A 16,445-nucleotide genomic window follows, 5' to 3' on the forward strand; every position below is an offset into this window, starting at 1 on the left:
ACTGGTTGAGACGCCAGTATCGCTTCGTGGACAAGAGTAGCGGAGTCGGCGTCCTCGACAAGGCCGTGCTGGTGTTGGACGCCCTCGAGGCCGGGCCCGCCAGCCTGGCCCAGCTGGTCACCGCGACCGGCCTGGCCCGCCCCACCGCCCACCGCCTCGCCGTCGCCCTGGAGCACCACCGCCTCGTCAGCCGCGACGTCCAGGGCCGCTTCGTCCTCGGCGCCCGGCACGGCGAGCTGGCGGCCGCCGCCGGGGAGGACCGCCTGGTGGCCGTGGCCGGGCCGCTGCTGACGGCGCTGCGCGACAGCACCGGTGAGAGCGCCCAGCTGTACCGGCGGCACGGTGAGCACCGGATCTGCATCGCCGCGGCCGAGCGGCTGCACGGCCTGCGCGACACCGTCCCGGTGGGCACGTCGATGACCATGCACGCCGGGTCCGCCGCGCAGGTGCTGCTCGCCTGGGACGACCCCGAGCGGCTGTCGGTGGAGCTGCTCGGCGCCCGGTTCGACGCTGGCGCGCTGTCGGGGGTCCGGCGGCGCGGCTGGGCCCACTCCAGCGGAGAGCGCGAGGCGGGCGTGGCCTCGGTCAGCGCACCCGTGCGCGGGCCCTCGGGGCGCGTCCTGGCGGCGGTCTCGGTCTCGGGCCCGGCCGAGCGCTTCGGCCGCCACCCCGGCCGCCGGCACGCCGACGCCGTCCTGGCCACCGCGGCGGCCTTCACGACGGCCCTGGCGCTGCAGAACTGACCGGGAAAGAGAGAAGGCTCCCGGTCGGTGACCGGGAGCCTTCTGACGTAGCCCCGACGGGATTCGAACCCGCGCTACCGCCGTGAGAGGGCGGCGTGCTAGGCCGCTACACAACGGGGCCCTAGCTTGCAGTACAAGCGCTGGGGTACCAGGACTCGAACCTAGACTAACTGAACCAGAATCAGTCGTGCTGCCAATTACACCATACCCCATGGTGTTCCGTCCGGCCGGCGGACCGCCCGAACGAGATGAACTCTAACGGGTCGCGACCCTGCTTCCCAAATCGGCTCCCCGGCGGCCCACCTGAGGCCGCCGGGGACGTCGCTGCGCCCTCAGAGCCGGGCGCGCAGGGCCCGCAACCGGGTCAGCGAGGACTCCCGGCCCAGGATCTCCATCGACTCGAACAGCGGCGGGGACACCCGGCGGCCCGTGACCGCGGTGCGCAGCGGCGCGAAGGCGAACTTGGGCTTGACCCCCAGACCGTCCACGACGGCCGCGCGCAGCGCCGCCTCCAGCGCCGGGGTCGTCCAGTCCGCCAGCGCCTCCAGCGCGGCCAGCGCGGCGTCCAGCACGTCGGCGGCCTCCGGGCGCAGCGCCCCCAGCGCGTCCTCCTCGACCACGACGTCGGCGTCGGCGGCGAACAGGAAGCCGAGCATCCCCGGCGCCTGGCCGAGCAGCGTCATGCGCTCCTGCACCAGCGGCGCCGCCGCCGCGAGCCGCTCCAGCTGCGCCGGGGAGGGCTCGGCGGGCAGGACGCCCGCCGCCTGCAGGTACGGCACCAGGCGCGCGCGGAAGTCCTCCGGCGCCAGCAGGCGCAGGTGGGCCGCGTTGATCGCCTCGGCCTTGGTCACGTCGAAGCGCGCCGGGGAGGCGTTGACGTCCGCCACGTCGAAGGCCTCTACGAGCTCGTCCACGCTGAACAGGTCCCGGTCCTCGGCGATCCCCCAGCCCAGGAGCGCGAGGTAGTTCAGCAGCCCCTCGCGGATGAACCCGCGGTCGCGGTGGTGGAAGAGGTTGGACTCCGGGTCGCGCTTGGAGAGCTTCTTGTTGCCCTCCCCCATCACGTACGGCAGGTGCCCGAAGCGCGGGACCGACTGCGCGACACCGATCTCCACGAGCGCCTCGTACAGCGCGATCTGCCGCGGCGTGGAGGACAGCAGGTCCTCGCCGCGCAGCACGTGGGTGATCCCCATGAGGGCGTCGTCGACGGGGTTGACCAGCGTGTAGAGCGGGTCGCCGTTCGCCCGCACCAGCACCGGGTCGGGGAACGAGCCCGCCTTGAACTCGATGCGCCCGCGCACGAGGTCGTCGAAGGAGTAGTCGCGCCCCTCGGGCAGCCGCAGCCGCAGGGTGGGCTCGCGGCCCTCGGCCAGGAACGCGGCGACCTGCTCGGGCGTCAGGTCTCGGTCGAAGCCGTCGTAGCCCAGGACCTTCGGGCGTCCCGCGGCCTCGTGCCGGGCCTCGATCTCCTCGGCCGTGGAGAACGACTCGTACAGGTGCCCGGCGTCCTTGAGCCGCTGCACGACGTCGTCGTACACCGGCCGGCGCTGGGACTGCCGGTACGGGCCGTGCGGGCCGCCGACGTCGATGCCCTCGTCCCAGTCCAGGCCCAGCCAGGCCAGGGCGTCGAGGATCTGCGCGTAGCTCTCCTCGGAGTCCCGGGCGGCGTCGGTGTCCTCGATGCGGAACACCAGCTTCCCGCCGGTGTGGCGGGCGTAGGCCCAGTTGAACAGGGCCGTGCGGATGAGCCCGACGTGCGGGGTGCCGGTGGGCGAGGGGCAGAAGCGGACGCGGACGGGCGCGGGGGTGTCAGTCATGGCCCGCCCAGCCTATTCGGGTGAGCCGGCCGGTGTCGGCTGCGCCCGGTGGAGTGGTTGCGGTGCGTCACCGGTGCGCCGTTCGTGTGGCGGCGCCGCTCACTGCGCGTCACGCGTGCCAGCGTCATGGGGACAGATCCCCGCACTCGCCGCCCTGGAGCACCCCGTGATGACCGCGCGCCCCGCCACGACGTTCGTCGCCGTCGCCCTCCTGCTGCCGCTGGCCGCCCTCACCGCCTGCGGCTCGGTCCAGGCCGCCGCCGGCCTGACCCCCGCGACGACCGAGGCCGCCACGCCCACCGCGAGCGCCGCCCCCACCGCCACCGCGGTCGCCGTCGAACCCGTGCACAACGACCTGGCGCTGGGCTCGGCCCACCACGAGCTGCAGGCCGGCGGCACGACCCTGGCGGTGGACTACTGGTCCACGCTGGACATGGGCGCCTGGACGGCCGAGGCGGCCAAGCCGGTGCAGCTGGCCGCCACCATCACCGGCCCCAACCTGGGCACGGGGAAGAAGCAGCAGAAGGCGTACGTCAGCACCATGACGGTGACCAGCTCGCTGGTCGCCGCCGACGGCACGCAGAGCACCGGCCCGACCGTCCAGGACACCTCCCGGCAGACGCCGGGCTACCTGGCGATGGCGCCCTACGCGTACTCGACCTCGTTCGTCCTGCCCGCGGTGCCGGCCGGCACCCGCAGCGTCGAGCTGCTCATCAGCTACGACGTGCTGGAGCAGAGCGCCCCGGGCGCCGCCGACTACTCCAAGGCGACCGCGACGGACACCCTCACGGTCGCGATCGCCCCTCCCAGCGGCTCCTGACCGCCGCCCGGGCTCACCCGGGGGCGGTGAACGTCGTCGTCAGGACGCCGATGCCCTCGACCTCGACCTCGACGCGCTGCCCGGCGCGGACCGGGCCGACGCCGGCCGGGGTGCCGGTCATGATGACGTCGCCCGGCAGCAGGGTCATGGCCTGCGAGACGTGCGCGACGATCGCCGCGACGTCGTGGACCATGAGGGAGGTCCGGCCGTCCTGGACGACCTCGACGTCCTCGCCGGTGACCCGCCGGGTCTCGATGCGCAGGTCCGCCGGGTCCAGGTCGGTCTCGATCCAGGGGCCCAGCGGGGTGAAGCCGTCGGCGCCCTTGGCCCGCCACCACTGCTTGTCGCTCTCCTGCAGGGCGCGGGCGGTGATGTCGTTGGCGATCGTGTAGCCGTACACCACCTCGGCGACCCGTTCCCTCGGGACGTCCTTGCAGATGCGCTTGACGACGACGGCGAGCTCGCCCTCGTAGTGCAGTTCCTCCCCCGCCCACGCGGGGATGGCCAGCGGGTCGCCGGGACCGGCGACCGAGGTGTTCGGCACCGTGAACACCAGGGGCTCGGTGGGGACCTCGTTGCCCAGCTCCGCCGCGTGCGCCGCGTAGTTGCGGCCGATGCCCAGCACCTTCGAGCGCGGGATGACCGGCGCGAGCAGGCGGGCGTCGACCAGCGGGACCCGTTCCCCCGTCGGGTTCAGCGGGGTGAACAGCGGGTCCCCGGAGACGACGAGGATCTCCTCCTCGCCCGGGGCGCCCTCCACGACGCCGAACCGCGGGTCGGAGCCACCGGACGAGAACCTGGCGATGCGCATGCGCCCACCCTAGTGACACCCCCGGCGGCGCCCCGGGGACGGTCAGACGAGGCGGTGCAGCCAGCCGCGGGTGTCGCGCGACCGCCCGTACTGCAGGTCCAGCAGCGCGTTCCGGATCGACATGGTCACCTCGCCGGCGACCCCGGCGCCGTGGGTCAGCTCGCCGTCGTCCCACACCAGGCGGCCCACGGGGGTGACCGCGGCGGCCGTGCCGCAGGCGAACACCTCGGTGATGCGCCCGGAGGCGACCCCCTCGCGCCACTCGTCGATGCTGACGCGGCGCTCGGTGACCTCGTGGCCGAGGTCCGCGGCCAGCTCGGCGATCGAGTCGCGGGTGATGCCCTCGAGGATCGTGCCGGTCAGCTCGGGGGTCACGATCGAGCCGTCGTCGTGGACGAAGTAGAGGTTCATCCCGCCCAGCTCCTCCACGAACCGGCGCTCGGTGGCGTCGAGGAAGCAGACCTGGTCGCAGCCGTGGGCGCTCGCCTCGTCCTGCGCGGCGAGGCTGGCGGCGTAGTTCCCGCCGCACTTGGCCGCGCCGGTGCCGCCGACCGCGGCCCGCGTGTAGTTCTGGGAGAGCCAGATCGAGACGGGTTTCACGCCCCCGGGGAAGTACGCGCCGGCCGGGGAGGCGATGACGAGGAACTTCACCTCGTGCGCGGGGCGGACGCCGAGGAACGCCTCGGTGGCGACCATGAACGGGCGCAGGTACAGGGAGGACTCCCCACCGGTGGGGACCCACGCCTCGTCGGCGCGCACGAGCTGGGTGACGGCCTCCAGGAAGGTGGCCTCGTCGACCTCGGGCAGCGCCAGCCGCCGGGCCGAGCGCGCCAGCCGGGCCGCGTTGGCCTCGGGGCGGAACGCCCAGACGCTGCCGTCGGCGTGCCGGTAGGCCTTGAGCCCCTCGAACACCTCCTGCCCGTAGTGCAGGACGGCGGCGGCCGGGTCCAGCAGCAGCGGCCCGTAGGGGACGACGGCGGCGTCGTGCCAGCCGGCGTCGCGGGTCCAGGTCGCCACCGCCATGTGGTCGGTGAAGTGCTTCCCGAACCCGGGGGCGGCGAGGATCTCGGCCCGGCGCTGGTCCGAGACCGGCGCGGCCGACGGGGTCACGGGGAACGTCAACCCAGCGGTCGGCGCGGCGGTCATGGGGTTCTCCTCGGTGGTGGTGGACGGCCTGGTCGACGGTACCCGGTGCCCCGGGACCGGGGTGGTGCCCCGAGGGGTCAGGACACCGCGGTGGCGAGCGCGTCGCCGACGGCGGCGGTCGGGCGCTGCCCGACCTCCCCGGCGGCGCGGCGGGCGAGGTCGGCGGTCACGGCGGCGTCGACGCGCGCGGCGGCGGCGGTCTCGCCGAGGTGCTCCAGCAGCAGGGCCACCGACAGCACGGCGGCGGTCGGGTCGGCCAGCTGGCGGCCGGCGATGTCGGGGGCCGAGCCGTGGACGGGCTCGAACATGCTCGGCGCGGTGCGGTCGGGGTTGACGTTGCCCGAGGCGGCCAGCCCGATGCCGCCGGTGACGGCCGCGGCGAGGTCGGTGAGGATGTCGCCGAAGAGGTTGTCGGTGACGATGACGTCGAACCGGGCCGGGTCGGTGACCAGGAAGATGGTCGCCGCGTCGACGTGCAGGTAGTCGACGCTCACGTCGGGGAACTCCGCGCCGACGGCCTCGACGGTCCGGCGCCACAGGTGGCCGGCGTGCACGAGGACGTTGTGCTTGTGCACGAGGGTCAGCTTCCTGCGCGGGCGCGCCGCGGCCCGGGCGAAGGCGTCGCGCACGACGCGCTCGACCCCGAAGGCGGTGTTGACGCTGACCTCGGTGGCGATCTCGTGGGGGGTGCCCACCCGCAGCGCGCCGCCGTTGCCGACGTACGGCCCCTCGGTGCCCTCGCGCACGACGACGAAGTCGATCTCACCGGGATCGCCGAGCGGGGTGGGGACGCCGGGGTACAGCTTGGAGGGGCGGAGGTTGACGTAGTGGTCGAGGGCGAACCGCAGCTTCAGCAGCAGCCCGCGCTCGAGGACGCCGCTGGGGACGCTGGGGTCGCCGACCGCGCCGAGCAGGATGGCGTCGTGGCCGCGGACCTCCTCCAGGACGCTGTCCGGCAGGGTCTCCCCGGTGCGGTGGTACAGCCGCGCCCCGAGGTCGTACTCGGTGGTCCGCACGCTGCGGCCCGATCCGTCGAGCACGGCGGTGAGCACCTTGAGCGCCTCGGCCGTCACCTCCTGGCCGATGCCGTCGCCGGGGATGACTGCCAGTCGCAAGGTGTCCGCCATGGGCGCGAGGGTATCCGAGGCCGGTCCCCGCCCGTCCAGCATGTGGTCACCGCGTCTCGGAGTCTGGACAGCTCCACCCGTGGGGGGACGGCCGGGATCGGTCCGCGGGGCGACGACCGCGCCGCCGGCGGTGCCTACCCTGAGGCGGTGCCGAGGGATCCGGGGCAGAACGTCTTCGACCGCGTCGTGAGCTGGACGCGCGCCAACAGCCTGCTCCTCGACGCCCTGGGCGCCCTGGTGCTGGCCGGGCTGGCGGGGTTGTTCAGCGCGGGCGACAGCACCGGCGGCGGCCTCTTCGCCGGGCTGGTGGGCGTGGCGATGTGCCTGCCGCTGGCGGTGCGGCGACGCTTCCCCGAGGTCTCCGGCGCGCTGGTGGCGGCCGCCGGCCTGGCCCAGGTGCTGGCGCCGTCGCCGTCGTTCGGGAACGTCGCGGTGCCGATCGCGGTCTACTCCCTGGCCGGCTACGCGCGCCGGTGGGCCTCCCTGGGCGGGCTGGGCCTGGGGCTGTTCGGGGCACCGGTGTGCGCGCTGCGCTTCTTCACCACCGCCGGGCTCGCCTCGGTCGTGGTGGGGGCGGCGTTCATCGCGCTCACGGTCGTCGTCGCCTGGTCGCTGGGGAGCCTGCGCCGGGCGCAGCGGCAGAACGAGCTGGCGCTGGTGGAGCGGGCGCGGCTGCTGGAGAACGAGCGGGAGAACGAGTCGCGGATGGCGGCGACCACCGAGCGGCAGCGCATCGCCCGGGAGATGCACGACGTGGTGGCGCACTCCCTGTCGGTGATCATCGCGCAGGCCGACGGGGGCCGCTACGCCGCGGCCGCGGACCCGCAGGCGGCCGTGCGCGTCCTGGAGACGATCTCCGGCACCGGCCGGCAGGCGCTGGCGGACATGCGCAACCTGCTGGGCGTCCTGCGGTCCGGGCCGGGCGACGAGCGCGCCCCGCAGCCGGACGCGACGATGATCGGCGACCTGGTCGACCAGGTCCGCGCCAGCGGCCTGGAGGTCACCGCCGAGGTCAGCGGCCCGGCCCGGGACCTGCCCCCGGCGATGGGGCTGGCGGCGTACCGGATCGTGCAGGAGTCCCTGACGAACGTCCTCAAGCACGCCGGCCCGGGGGCGCGCACGCAGGTGCGGGTCCGGTGGGACGACGACGCCCTGCGGGTGCGGGTGGACGACGACGGCCGGGGGGCCGCCTCGATGGTGCGGGCGACCCCGGGCGGGCAGGGGCTGGTGGGGATGGCCGAGCGGGCGAAGCTGCACGGCGGGACGGTGACCAGCGGGCCCCGCGCGGGTGGGGGTTTCTCGGTCAGCGCGACCCTTCCCTACAGTTCCTGAGGTGATGCTCCCCCCCACGACGGACGAGGCGACCGACGACCCGGGCGGCCGGGCGATCAGGGTGGTCCTCGTCGACGACCAGCAGCTGGTGCGGGCCGGTTTCCGGATGGTCATCGACTCCCAGCCGGACCTGACGGTCGTCGCGGAGGCCTCCGACGGCGCCGACGCGGTGCGCGTGGTGACCTCGACCCCGGCCGACGTGGTGCTGATGGACGTGCGCATGCCGGGGCTGGACGGCATCGAGGCCACCCGGCAGATCACCCAGCGGATGACCCGCCAGACCGGCCAGGACGGCGCCGGCCCGCGGGTGGTGGTGCTGACGACGTTCGACCTGGACGAGTACGTCGTGGCGGCGATCGGCGCGGGGGCCAGCGGGTTCCTGCTCAAGGACGCCCCGCCGGAGGAGCTGCTGGCGGCGGTCCGGACGGTGTTCGCCGGGGACGCGGTGATCGCGGCGAGTTCCACGCGCCGCCTGCTCCAGCACGTCGGGCCGATGCTGCGGGCCGGCGCCGCCGCGCCCGCCTCGGCGCCGCAGGGGCTGCCGAAGGACCTGACGCCGCGCGAGCTGGAGGTCCTGGAGTGCATGGCGCACGGGCTGACGAACTCGGAGATCGCGGCGCGGTTCGTGGTGTCAGAGGCGACGGTGAAGACGCACGTGGGCCGGGTGCTGGCCAAGACGCACTCGCGCGACCGGGTCCAGGCGGTGGTGCTGGCGTTCTCGGCGGGGCTGGTGCAGCCCGGTGAGGTGCTGCGCGACGCCCGCTGAGGGACCTCCGGGCAGGACCTGATCACCACGAGTGACGAGATGGGCCGAAAGCGCCCCCGACGCCTCACTCTTCGTGCACCATGAGTGACGGTTCGCGATGGCCGCGCACCACTGAGGGGGGTCTCAGCCATGTTCCGTCGCCACGTCCACCGCCGCGTCCACCGCCACACCCGGCACCGCCTGCGCACCGCGGTCCTCACCGCCCCGGCCCTGCTGGCCGCCGGCGCCGCCGCGCTCGCCACCGCGGGCCCGGCCGCCGCCGCCCCGCGCACCGCGCCCGGCGCCCTGTCCGTGCGCGACGCCGTCGTCGACCTGCACTCCCCCGCCCAGGCCAAACCCCTCACCGACGACTGCTGGACCGGGTGGAGCGGGGCCCTGTGCGGCTACGGCGCGGTGAGCTTCACCCTCGCCGGTTTCGACGCCCACGGCGGCGTCCCCTCCTGCGACCCCGAGGACGCCGGGTACTCCGAGACCTGCGAGGAACCCGTCGCCGAACTCGTCGAGACCCGCGGGACCCGCGTCGACCTCGTCGTGCGCTGCGCCGGGAAGCTCCTGCCGCGCGTCGCCTCGGTCCCCGTCGTGACCGAACCCACGCACCTCGTCGGGCCCTCCGACGTCAGCGCGTTCAACCGGATCGACAGCGACAGCGCCCGCGTCGCCGTCCTGTTCTACTTCCCCACCCCCAGCCAGGTCGCCGTGTGCGGGGGGAAGGCCACCGAGGTCGTCGCCGCCTCCGCGCGGGGCATCACGGTCGGCTGGGAAGGCACGGGGACCTCCGTGCCCGCCGGCACGTACCGGGTCCCCGGCACCCACCGGTTCCGGCTGCGCTGACCGCGAGGACGTACCGGGGCCCGCGGCCGTCCCCCTGCGGGATGACGTCCGCGGGCCGCGTCCACCGGGAGTCCCACCCCCCGGATCAGTTCCCGAACCGACGACCCCGGTCGCGGTCCCCCGTAGCGTCGCCGACGTCGAGAACGTCTGCGAACAGGGAGAACCCGTGTCCGAAACCAGCCGGCGCAGCAGCGCCCCGGCCGTCCTGGAAGCCACCCGCCCGGCGGTGCGGGCCGTCGGGCTGCGCAAGACCTACGGACGCGGCGACGCCGCCGTCCACGCGCTCGCCGGGGTCGACGTCGAGTTCACCCGCGGTGAGTTCACCGCCATCATGGGGCCCTCCGGTTCGGGCAAGTCGACCCTCATGCACTGCCTGGCCGGCCTCGACGACGCCTCCGGCGGGCAGGTCTTCCTGGGCGACACCGAACTGACGGCGCTCAAGGACGCGGAACTGACCCGGCTGCGGCGCGACCGGATCGGTTTCGTCTTCCAGAGCTTCAACCTGCTGCCCGTCCTGACCGCCGCCGAGAACATCGTGCTGCCGCTGCGCCTGGCCGGCCGCGCCCCCGACCCCGCCTGGCACGCCGACGTCGTGGACCGGCTCGGGCTCACCGAACGCCTCGGCCACCGGCCCCGCGAACTGTCCGGCGGCCAGCAGCAGCGCGTCGCCGTCGCCCGCGCCCTGCTGCCCCGCCCCGACGTGGTGTTCGCCGACGAACCCACCGGGAACCTCGACTCCCGTGCCGGCGCGGAGGTCCTGAGCCTGCTGCGCGGCAGCGTCCGCGAGTTCGGGCAGACCGTCGTCATGGTCACCCACGACCCGGTGGCGGCCAGCTACGCCGACCGCGTCGTCCTCATCGCCGACGGGGCGCTCGCGGGCGGGCTGACCCGGCCCACCCCCGACGACGTCATCGACGCCCTGCGCACCCTGGGGGCCTGAACCGTGCTCCGGGTGACCCTGGCCCACCTGCGCGCGCACGGCGCGCGCGTCGTCGCCTCCTGCCTCGCCGTGGTCATCGCGGTGGGTTTCGTGGTGGCGACCCTGTCCCTGAACGCCACCGCCGGCGAGGCCGTCCGGCAGGGCGTCGGCGCGCAGTTCACCGGCAGCGACGTCGTCGTCGAACCCGAGGACGAGTTCGGCGAGGACCGGACCCTGGACACGCTGCGGACCACGCTGGCCGACCTGCCGCAGGTCGCCGCGCTCACCGCCGACCGCACGGCGTACGTCGCGCTGCGGCTGCCCGGCCGCAGCGGTTCCACCTACGCCCAGGCCGACGGCACCGGGACGGCGGCGTCCCTGCAGTGGCAGCGGCTGAGCGCCGGGCGCCTGCCGGCGACCGCGGGCGAGGTCGCGGTCTCCGACCGCGTCGACGTCCCGCTGGGGACCTCGATCGCGCTGACCCACGACCCGGTCGTCCCGCCGGGCGGCGACACCGGGGGGACCGCGGAACCGCCCGCCCCCGTCACCGAGACGGTCACCGTCGTCGGCACCGTCGACCTGACCGGTGACCCGCGCGCCGGGGTGACCCCGCGGGTGTTCGGCACCGACGAGGCCGTCACCTCCTGGGGGGGCACGAGCGTGCGCCGCGTGCGGATCGCCGCCGCCGGGGGCCAGGACGCGCTGGCGGCCGTCACCGCCGCCACCGCCGGGCTGCCCGTCACCGTCTCGACCGGGCAGGACGCGGCGCAACGGGTCGCGGACTCCTACACCGGTCAGGCCGCCGGCATCACGACGGTCCTGCTGGCCTTCGCCGCGATCGCCGTCCTCGTCGCCGGGCTCGTCATCGCCAACACGTTCGCCGTCCTGCTGGCCCAGCGGACCCGCGAGCTCGCCCTGCTGCGCTGCGTGGGCGCCGAGCGCCGGCAGGTCCGCCGCAGCGTGCTCGGGGAGGCGCTCGCCGTCGGCGTGCTGGCCTCCGCGGTGGGGGTGCTGGCCGGGGCCGGTCTGGCGCGGGCCGTCGCCGCCGTCGCCGGCCGCGTCGAATCCCCCATCCCGCTGACCGACGTCGTCCTGCCCCCGTCGGCGGTCCTGGTCGGCCTGGTGCTCGGCACCGCCGTCACCGTCCTGGCCGCGGCCGTCCCCGTCCGCCACGCCACCCGGGTCGCCCCGCTCGCGGCGCTGCGCCCGGTGGACGTCGCCCCGGCCGGTTCGCCCGCGAGCCGGGTGCGGCTGGTCCTGGGGGTGCTCACCGCGGTGCCGGCGACGGCGGCCCTGGTGTTCTTCGCCGTGGGCGGCGACCTGCTGCCCGCCGTGGCCGCCGGTGCCGTCAGCTTCCTGGGGTTCCTGCTGGTGGCCCAGCGCCTGGTCCCGGCGGCCGTGGCCCTGGCCGGCCGGCCGTTCCACCGCCTCGGCGGCGTCCCGGCCCGGCTCGCGGCGGGCAACAGCGTCCGCAACCCGCGGCGGACGGCCGCGACGGCGACGGCCCTGGTCATCGGGGTCACCCTGACGACCGCGATGGTCGTGGGCACCGCCTCGACCCGCAGCTCGGCCGGCGCCGGCATCGACGCCTCCTACCCCACCGACGTGGTGGTCTCGGCCCCCACGCCGCTGGAGGCGACGGCGGTCGCGGCGGTCGAGGGCACCGGCGGGGTCGCGGCCACGACGCTCGTCACCGAGCTGACGCTGGCCACCACCGACGGCGCCCTGAGCATGGACGTCACCGCGGTGGACCCGGCCCAGGCCGCCGGGGTCGTCCGCTCCCAGGAGCGGACGCCGGTGCCGCGCGACGGCGAGGTCGTCGTCCCCGGCGGCACGGCGCAGGCGGCGGGCCTGGTCGAGGGGCAGCGGATCACCCTGGCCGCGGCCGACCCCGCCACCGGCACGGCCGGGACCGGCCCGAGCGCCGCGTTCACCGTCCGGGTCGCGCCGCGGTCCTCCGCACCGGCCGCGGTGACCCGGGCCGACGGGGCCCGGCTGGACCCGGACGCGCGCCCCACCGGCGCCTGGGTGCGGCTCGCCGACGGCAGCGCCGAGGACCAGGCCGCGGCCACCGACGCGGTCTCCGAGGCCCTCGCGCAGGTCCTGCCCGCCAGCGAGGTGACCGGCATCGCGTCGGTGCGCAACTCCCTGGACCAGGTGCTCACCACCATGCTCCTGGTGGTGACCGGGCTGCTCGCGGTCGCCGTGGTCATCGCGCTCATCGGCGTGGGCAACACCCTGGCCCTGTCGGTCGTGGAGCGCCGCCAGGAGTCCGGTCTGCTGCGGGCGCTGGGCCTGACGCGGGGGCAGCTGCGCGCCCTGCTGGCCTGGGAGGCGCTGCTGGTGGCCGGGGTGGCCGCCGTCCTCGGCGTCGCGCTCGGCACCGGGTACGGGCTGGCCGGGACGGCCTCGGTGCTGGCCCGCGAGGTGCCCGTGCGGCTGGACGTCCCGTGGCTGCAGGTGGCCGGGATCGTGGTGGTCGCCGCCGTCGCCGGGGTGCTGGCCTCGGTGCTGCCGGCGCGGCGCGCGGCCCGGACACCCCCGATCGCCGCGATCGCGGACTGAACCTGCGACCCTGCGGTCATGGCTGTGGTGAAGATCAACGCGATCGAGGTGCCGGACGGGTCCGGGCCGGAGCTGGAACGGCGGTTCGCCGCGCGGCTGGGGGCGGTGGAGGGCAGTCCCGGGTTCCTGGGGTTCGAGCTGCTGCGCCCGGTCGCCGGGGAGACCCGCTACTTCGTCTACACGAAGTGGGAGACCGAGGAGGCGTTCCAGGCGTGGGCGGGCGGCAGCGCCCGGGAGGCCCACGCCGGTGAGCGCCAGCGCCCGGTCGGCACCGGCGCCTCGCTGCTGGAGTTCGAGGTCGTGCTGGGCGCCGACCCGAGCTGAGGACCGGCCGGTGCGCGTCGTCGAGGAGGGCCGCGCTCCGGGAGCACCCGCGCTGGTGCTGCCGGGGCGCGGCTACGACGTGGACCGGCCCGTCCTGCGGGCGGTGCGCGACGAGCTCGTCGCCGCCGGGTGGCGCGTCCTGGCGCTGTCCTGGACGCAGGGGCCACCCCGGCCGCAGGAGGTGCCCGCGCTCGTCCGTCTCCTCCTCGACGACCTGCGTCCCGGTCTGCTGGTCGCGAAGTCGCTCACGACGCTGGCGCTGCCGGTCGCGGCCGACCGGGGGCTGGCCGGGATCTGGGTGACCCCGCTGCTGGACCGGCCGGACGTGGGGCTGGCCGCGGCCCGGTCCCACCGGCGGACCCTGCTCGTCGGCGGGACCGCGGACCCGTCGTGGAACCGGACGCTCGCGCACGAGAGCGACCGCGAGGTCCTCGAGCTCCACGGCGCCGACCACTCGCTGGAGCACCCCGGGGACCCGGCGCGGACGGCCGAGGACCTGCGGCGGCTGCGGACGGTGGTCCGGGGGTTCCTGGCGGGCTGATCCGCTCAGGCCCCGGGGAGGTCACCCCGCCGCCGGGCGGGACCTCAGGCGCCGAGCTCGGCCAGCCGCGGGACCACCTCGGCCCCGAAGCGCCGGACGCTGCCGGGCTCGAAGTACCCGCGGAACCCGCCGTGCACGTGCGTCACGCCGAGCGCGGCGAAACCCCGGCACTTCTCGACGAGCCCGTCGACGTCGTCGGGGTCGAAGACGTCCATGACGGTCTTCTCGATCTCGTCGTAGTCGCGGCCGACGTCGTCGCAGTGCCGCCGCAGGACGTCGAGCTTGCGGGCGATGTCGTCGTTCCCGAACAGGTTGCAGGCGTCGCCGTGCTGCGCGACCAGGCGCAGGGTCTTCTTCTCCCCGCCCCCGCCGATGAGGATCGGCGGGTGCGGCCGGCGCAGGGCCTGCGGGCTGTTGAGCGTGCGGCCCAGGGCGTAGTGCCTGCCCCGGAACGGTTCCTCCGAGTCCGACCACATCTGCCGGCAGATGCGCAGGGTCTCCTCCAGCCGCTCGAAGCGTTCGGCGGTGGGCGGGAAGGGCAGCCCGAGGCCGGTGGCCTCCTGCTCGAACCAGGCCGCCCCGATCCCCAGCCAGGCCCGCCCGCCGGAGAGCACGTCGAGGGTGGTCACGAGCTTGGCGAGCACCCCGGGTTCGCGGTAGGTGACCGCGGTGACCCAGGCCAGGAGTTCCACGCGCTCGGTGCGGGCCGCGATGAAGCCCAGGGTCGTGTACGCCTCGAGCATGGCCCGTTCGGCGTCCCCGACGGGCGGGATCTGCCAGAGGTGGTCCATGACGCTGACGGAGCGGAACCCGGACTCCTCGGCCTCGGTGACGACGCGGACGAGGTCGTCGCGCAGCGCGGCCGGGCCGCCGGGGTTGGTGAAGTCGGAGACGTGCAGACCGATGTGCATGGGGGCTCTTGACGCTCGGTGGGGCAGGTGATCGCGACGCTACGCCCGCCCCTCAGCGCCGCCGCACCCGGATCGGGCCCTTCGCGGTCGAGGGGTCGACGACGCGCCCGCCCTGGGTGATCTCGGCCTCGCCGGCGGCGACGAGCCGGCGCGCGGCCGACCGCGCCGGTTCCACCAGCTCGCGCCAGTCGTCGCCGCCGACGGCGCGCGCCACCTCGCTGGGGCACACCGTCTTCGCGTTCCCCCGCTCGTCGAGCAGCCGGCGCAGCGCGGTGTCGAGCTCGGCGTCGACGCCGCCCCCGGGACCGCCCTGGGACTTGGCGCGGCGGCGGCAGGCGTCGGAGCAGTACTTCACGGCGTCCCAGTCGCGCTCCCACTTCCTGCGCCAGGTGATCGTGCGCCCGCACACGGCGCAGTCCTTCGTCGGCAGGTCGCCGCGGCGGCTCACCCGCGACTCACCCGCGGATCGCCGCGTTGGCGGCGTCCTGCGCCTGCTTCATGCCCTCGGGGACGGGGATGCGCCCGAGGAACACCTCCTTGAGGACCTCGTCGGCCGCCGCCTGCCCGGTCTGGGCCCGCGGCCCGTGCGGGGCGGGCACGACGTCGGTCGCCGCGGCGGCGTCGAGGAACGGCTGCACGTCGACGCCCTGGCCCTGCCAGTGGTCGAGGTACCCCTGCTGGGCGGCGGTGACGGCCGGGAACGCCGCGCCCTCGGCCCCGATCGGGGCGGCCCCCTCCGCGCTGCCGAGCCACTCCAGGACCTTCAGCGTGGCTTCCTTGTCCTTCGTCTTCGCGTTGCCGACCGCGACGATGCCGTTGGTGACCAGGACCCGGCCCGCCGGGCCCGTCAGACCCGGGGCGAGGCCCCAGTCGAACTGCGCGCCGTCGGCGACGTTCTTGAGGTTGTAGGTGCCGGACTGGAACAGGGCCATGTTCCCCTGGGTGAACTGGTCGCGGGAGAAGTCGCCGTTGTCGTTGGTGTCGGCGGCCGACGGGGACACCTTCTCGCGGTTGACGAGGTCCACGACGTACTGCATGGCCTCCACCGACCTCGGGTCGTCGCCGAAGACGTAGGTGTCGTCCTCGGCCTGCCACGCGCCGCCGTTGGAGCCGACGAAGTCGTAGAAGATGGCCTGCAGGTCGTAGGCGGCGTTGAACCCGTACTGGGCCCGCGCCCCGTCGGTGCGGGTCAGCGCCCTCGCCGCGGGCAGGAACGTGTCGCCGGTGCCCGCCGGGTTCCACACGAGGTTCGCCGGGTCGACGCCGGCGGCCTCCACGAGCCCGCGGTGGTAGAACAGCCCGATCGCGTCGGACAGCTGCGGGACCCCCCACAGGGCGCCGTCGCGGGTGTACTGGTCGACGACGGTCTGCTGCCAGCCGCCGACGGCGTCGGGCAGTTCCTCGCTGATGTTCAGGAACGTGCCGGAGTCGACGTAGACGCCGAAGTTGGAGCTGTTGACCCACAGGACGTCCGGCAGGGTGCCGCCGGCGACGTCGGCGGGCAGCTTGTCCCAGTAGCTGGCCCACGGGACCAGCTCGATCCTCGGGGTGATGCCGGGGTTCTTCGCGCGGAACGCCTCGAAGCTCTTCTCGTAGGCCGGTTGCACGGTGTCGTCCCACAACCGGACGGTCACCGTCGTGCCGCTCCCGGACGATCCGCCGCCGGAACCGCCGTCGTCGGCGATGGAGCAGCCGCTGAGCGCCGCGGTGCCGAACCCGGCCGCGAGACCGCCGCGCAGCAGGTTCCGCCGGGTCAGGGGGTTCGAGGTGGTCATGTCGGTGCCTTCCGTGC

Annotated in this window: 16 protein-coding genes and 2 tRNA genes; 9 read left to right on the forward strand and 9 right to left on the reverse strand. The window is 75.1% G+C overall.

Annotated elements, in window-relative coordinates:
• Positions 1–26: 26 nt before the first annotated feature.
• A complete protein-coding gene (locus tag ACRYRX_RS10245; RefSeq protein ID WP_432511756.1) occupies positions 27–743 on the forward strand; it encodes an IclR family transcriptional regulator in 717 nt (238 codons plus the stop codon).
• Positions 744–791: 48 nt separating this feature from the next.
• Here the strand turns inward: ACRYRX_RS10245 and ACRYRX_RS10250 are convergent.
• The 3 genes from ACRYRX_RS10250 to gltX all read right to left on the reverse strand — a co-directional run bounded on the left by ACRYRX_RS10250 (position 792) and on the right by gltX (position 2,560).
• Positions 792–864, reverse strand: a tRNA-Glu gene (locus ACRYRX_RS10250).
• 19 nt (positions 865–883) lie between these two features.
• Positions 884–955 (reverse strand) — tRNA-Gln (locus ACRYRX_RS10255).
• Between the two features lie 120 nt (positions 956–1,075).
• A complete protein-coding gene (gene gltX, locus ACRYRX_RS10260) occupies positions 1,076–2,560 on the reverse strand; it encodes a glutamate--tRNA ligase (RefSeq protein ID WP_432511757.1) in 1,485 nt (494 codons plus the stop codon).
• Between the two features lie 169 nt (positions 2,561–2,729).
• Here gltX and ACRYRX_RS10265 point away from each other — a divergent pair, with 169 nt between their 5' ends.
• Entirely contained in the window at positions 2,730–3,380 is a 651-nt protein-coding gene (locus ACRYRX_RS10265) for a hypothetical protein (RefSeq protein ID WP_432511758.1), read from the forward strand.
• A 13-nt stretch (positions 3,381–3,393) separates the two neighbouring features.
• Here the strand turns inward: ACRYRX_RS10265 and ACRYRX_RS10270 are convergent, their stop codons facing one another.
• From ACRYRX_RS10270 to ACRYRX_RS10280, 3 genes are all read right to left on the reverse strand, one after another.
• On the reverse strand, positions 3,394–4,191 hold the full coding sequence (locus tag ACRYRX_RS10270; RefSeq protein ID WP_432511759.1) for a fumarylacetoacetate hydrolase family protein: 798 nt from the start codon (positions 4,189–4,191) through the stop codon (positions 3,394–3,396).
• 42 nt (positions 4,192–4,233) lie between these two features.
• Positions 4,234–5,337, reverse strand: coding sequence for a branched-chain amino acid aminotransferase (locus tag ACRYRX_RS10275; protein ID WP_432511760.1), 1,104 nt, complete (start codon positions 5,335–5,337; stop codon positions 4,234–4,236).
• A 77-nt stretch (positions 5,338–5,414) separates the two neighbouring features.
• Positions 5,415–6,464 carry a 3-isopropylmalate dehydrogenase gene (locus ACRYRX_RS10280; protein WP_432511761.1) on the reverse strand — a complete coding sequence of 350 codons (1,050 nt, stop codon included), beginning with the start codon at positions 6,462–6,464 and terminating at the stop codon, positions 5,415–5,417.
• A 147-nt stretch (positions 6,465–6,611) separates the two neighbouring features.
• Between ACRYRX_RS10280 and ACRYRX_RS10285 the strand changes: the two genes are divergently transcribed.
• The 7 genes from ACRYRX_RS10285 (at position 6,612) to ACRYRX_RS10315 (ending at position 13,742) form a co-directional block, all read left to right on the forward strand.
• A complete protein-coding gene (locus ACRYRX_RS10285; protein WP_432511762.1) occupies positions 6,612–7,796 on the forward strand; it encodes a sensor histidine kinase in 1,185 nt (394 codons plus the stop codon).
• Between the two features lie 4 nt (positions 7,797–7,800).
• The gene (locus ACRYRX_RS10290) at positions 7,801–8,562 is read left to right on the forward strand and encodes a response regulator (protein ID WP_432511841.1); all 762 of its coding nucleotides are present in this window, start codon (positions 7,801–7,803) and stop codon (positions 8,560–8,562) included.
• 129 nt (positions 8,563–8,691) lie between these two features.
• Positions 8,692–9,393, forward strand: coding sequence for a hypothetical protein (locus ACRYRX_RS10295; protein WP_432511763.1), 702 nt, complete (start codon positions 8,692–8,694; stop codon positions 9,391–9,393).
• A gap of 166 nt (positions 9,394–9,559) precedes the next feature.
• A complete protein-coding gene (locus ACRYRX_RS10300; RefSeq protein WP_432511764.1) occupies positions 9,560–10,333 on the forward strand; it encodes an ABC transporter ATP-binding protein in 774 nt (257 codons plus the stop codon).
• Between the two features lie 12 nt (positions 10,334–10,345).
• Positions 10,346–12,877 (forward strand): FtsX-like permease family protein, encoded by a 2,532-nt coding sequence (locus ACRYRX_RS10305; RefSeq protein WP_432511765.1) that lies wholly within the window; start codon positions 10,346–10,348, stop codon positions 12,875–12,877.
• Between the two features lie 18 nt (positions 12,878–12,895).
• Positions 12,896–13,201: an antibiotic biosynthesis monooxygenase family protein gene (locus ACRYRX_RS10310; protein WP_432511766.1), complete on the forward strand. Its 306-nt coding sequence runs from the start codon at positions 12,896–12,898 to the stop codon at positions 13,199–13,201.
• A gap of 10 nt (positions 13,202–13,211) precedes the next feature.
• A complete protein-coding gene (locus tag ACRYRX_RS10315) occupies positions 13,212–13,742 on the forward strand; it encodes an alpha/beta hydrolase (RefSeq protein ID WP_432511767.1) in 531 nt (176 codons plus the stop codon).
• 44 nt (positions 13,743–13,786) lie between these two features.
• Here the strand turns inward: ACRYRX_RS10315 and ACRYRX_RS10320 are convergent, their stop codons facing one another.
• The 3 genes from ACRYRX_RS10320 to ACRYRX_RS10330 are packed head-to-tail and all read right to left on the reverse strand — an operon-like array spanning position 13,787 to position 16,428.
• On the reverse strand, positions 13,787–14,653 hold the full coding sequence (locus tag ACRYRX_RS10320; protein ID WP_432511768.1) for an LLM class F420-dependent oxidoreductase: 867 nt from the start codon (positions 14,651–14,653) through the stop codon (positions 13,787–13,789).
• 52 nt (positions 14,654–14,705) lie between these two features.
• A complete protein-coding gene (locus ACRYRX_RS10325; protein ID WP_432511769.1) occupies positions 14,706–15,101 on the reverse strand; it encodes a DUF3253 domain-containing protein in 396 nt (131 codons plus the stop codon).
• Between the two features lie 7 nt (positions 15,102–15,108).
• Positions 15,109–16,428, reverse strand: a complete 1,320-nt coding sequence (locus tag ACRYRX_RS10330; protein WP_432511770.1) for an ABC transporter substrate-binding protein — start codon at positions 16,426–16,428, stop codon at positions 15,109–15,111.
• Positions 16,429–16,445: the final 17 nt, after the last annotated feature.

The organism is Kineococcus lubricus (assembly GCF_050871965.1).
Lineage (GTDB): Bacteria > Actinomycetota > Actinomycetes > Actinomycetales > Kineococcaceae > Kineococcus.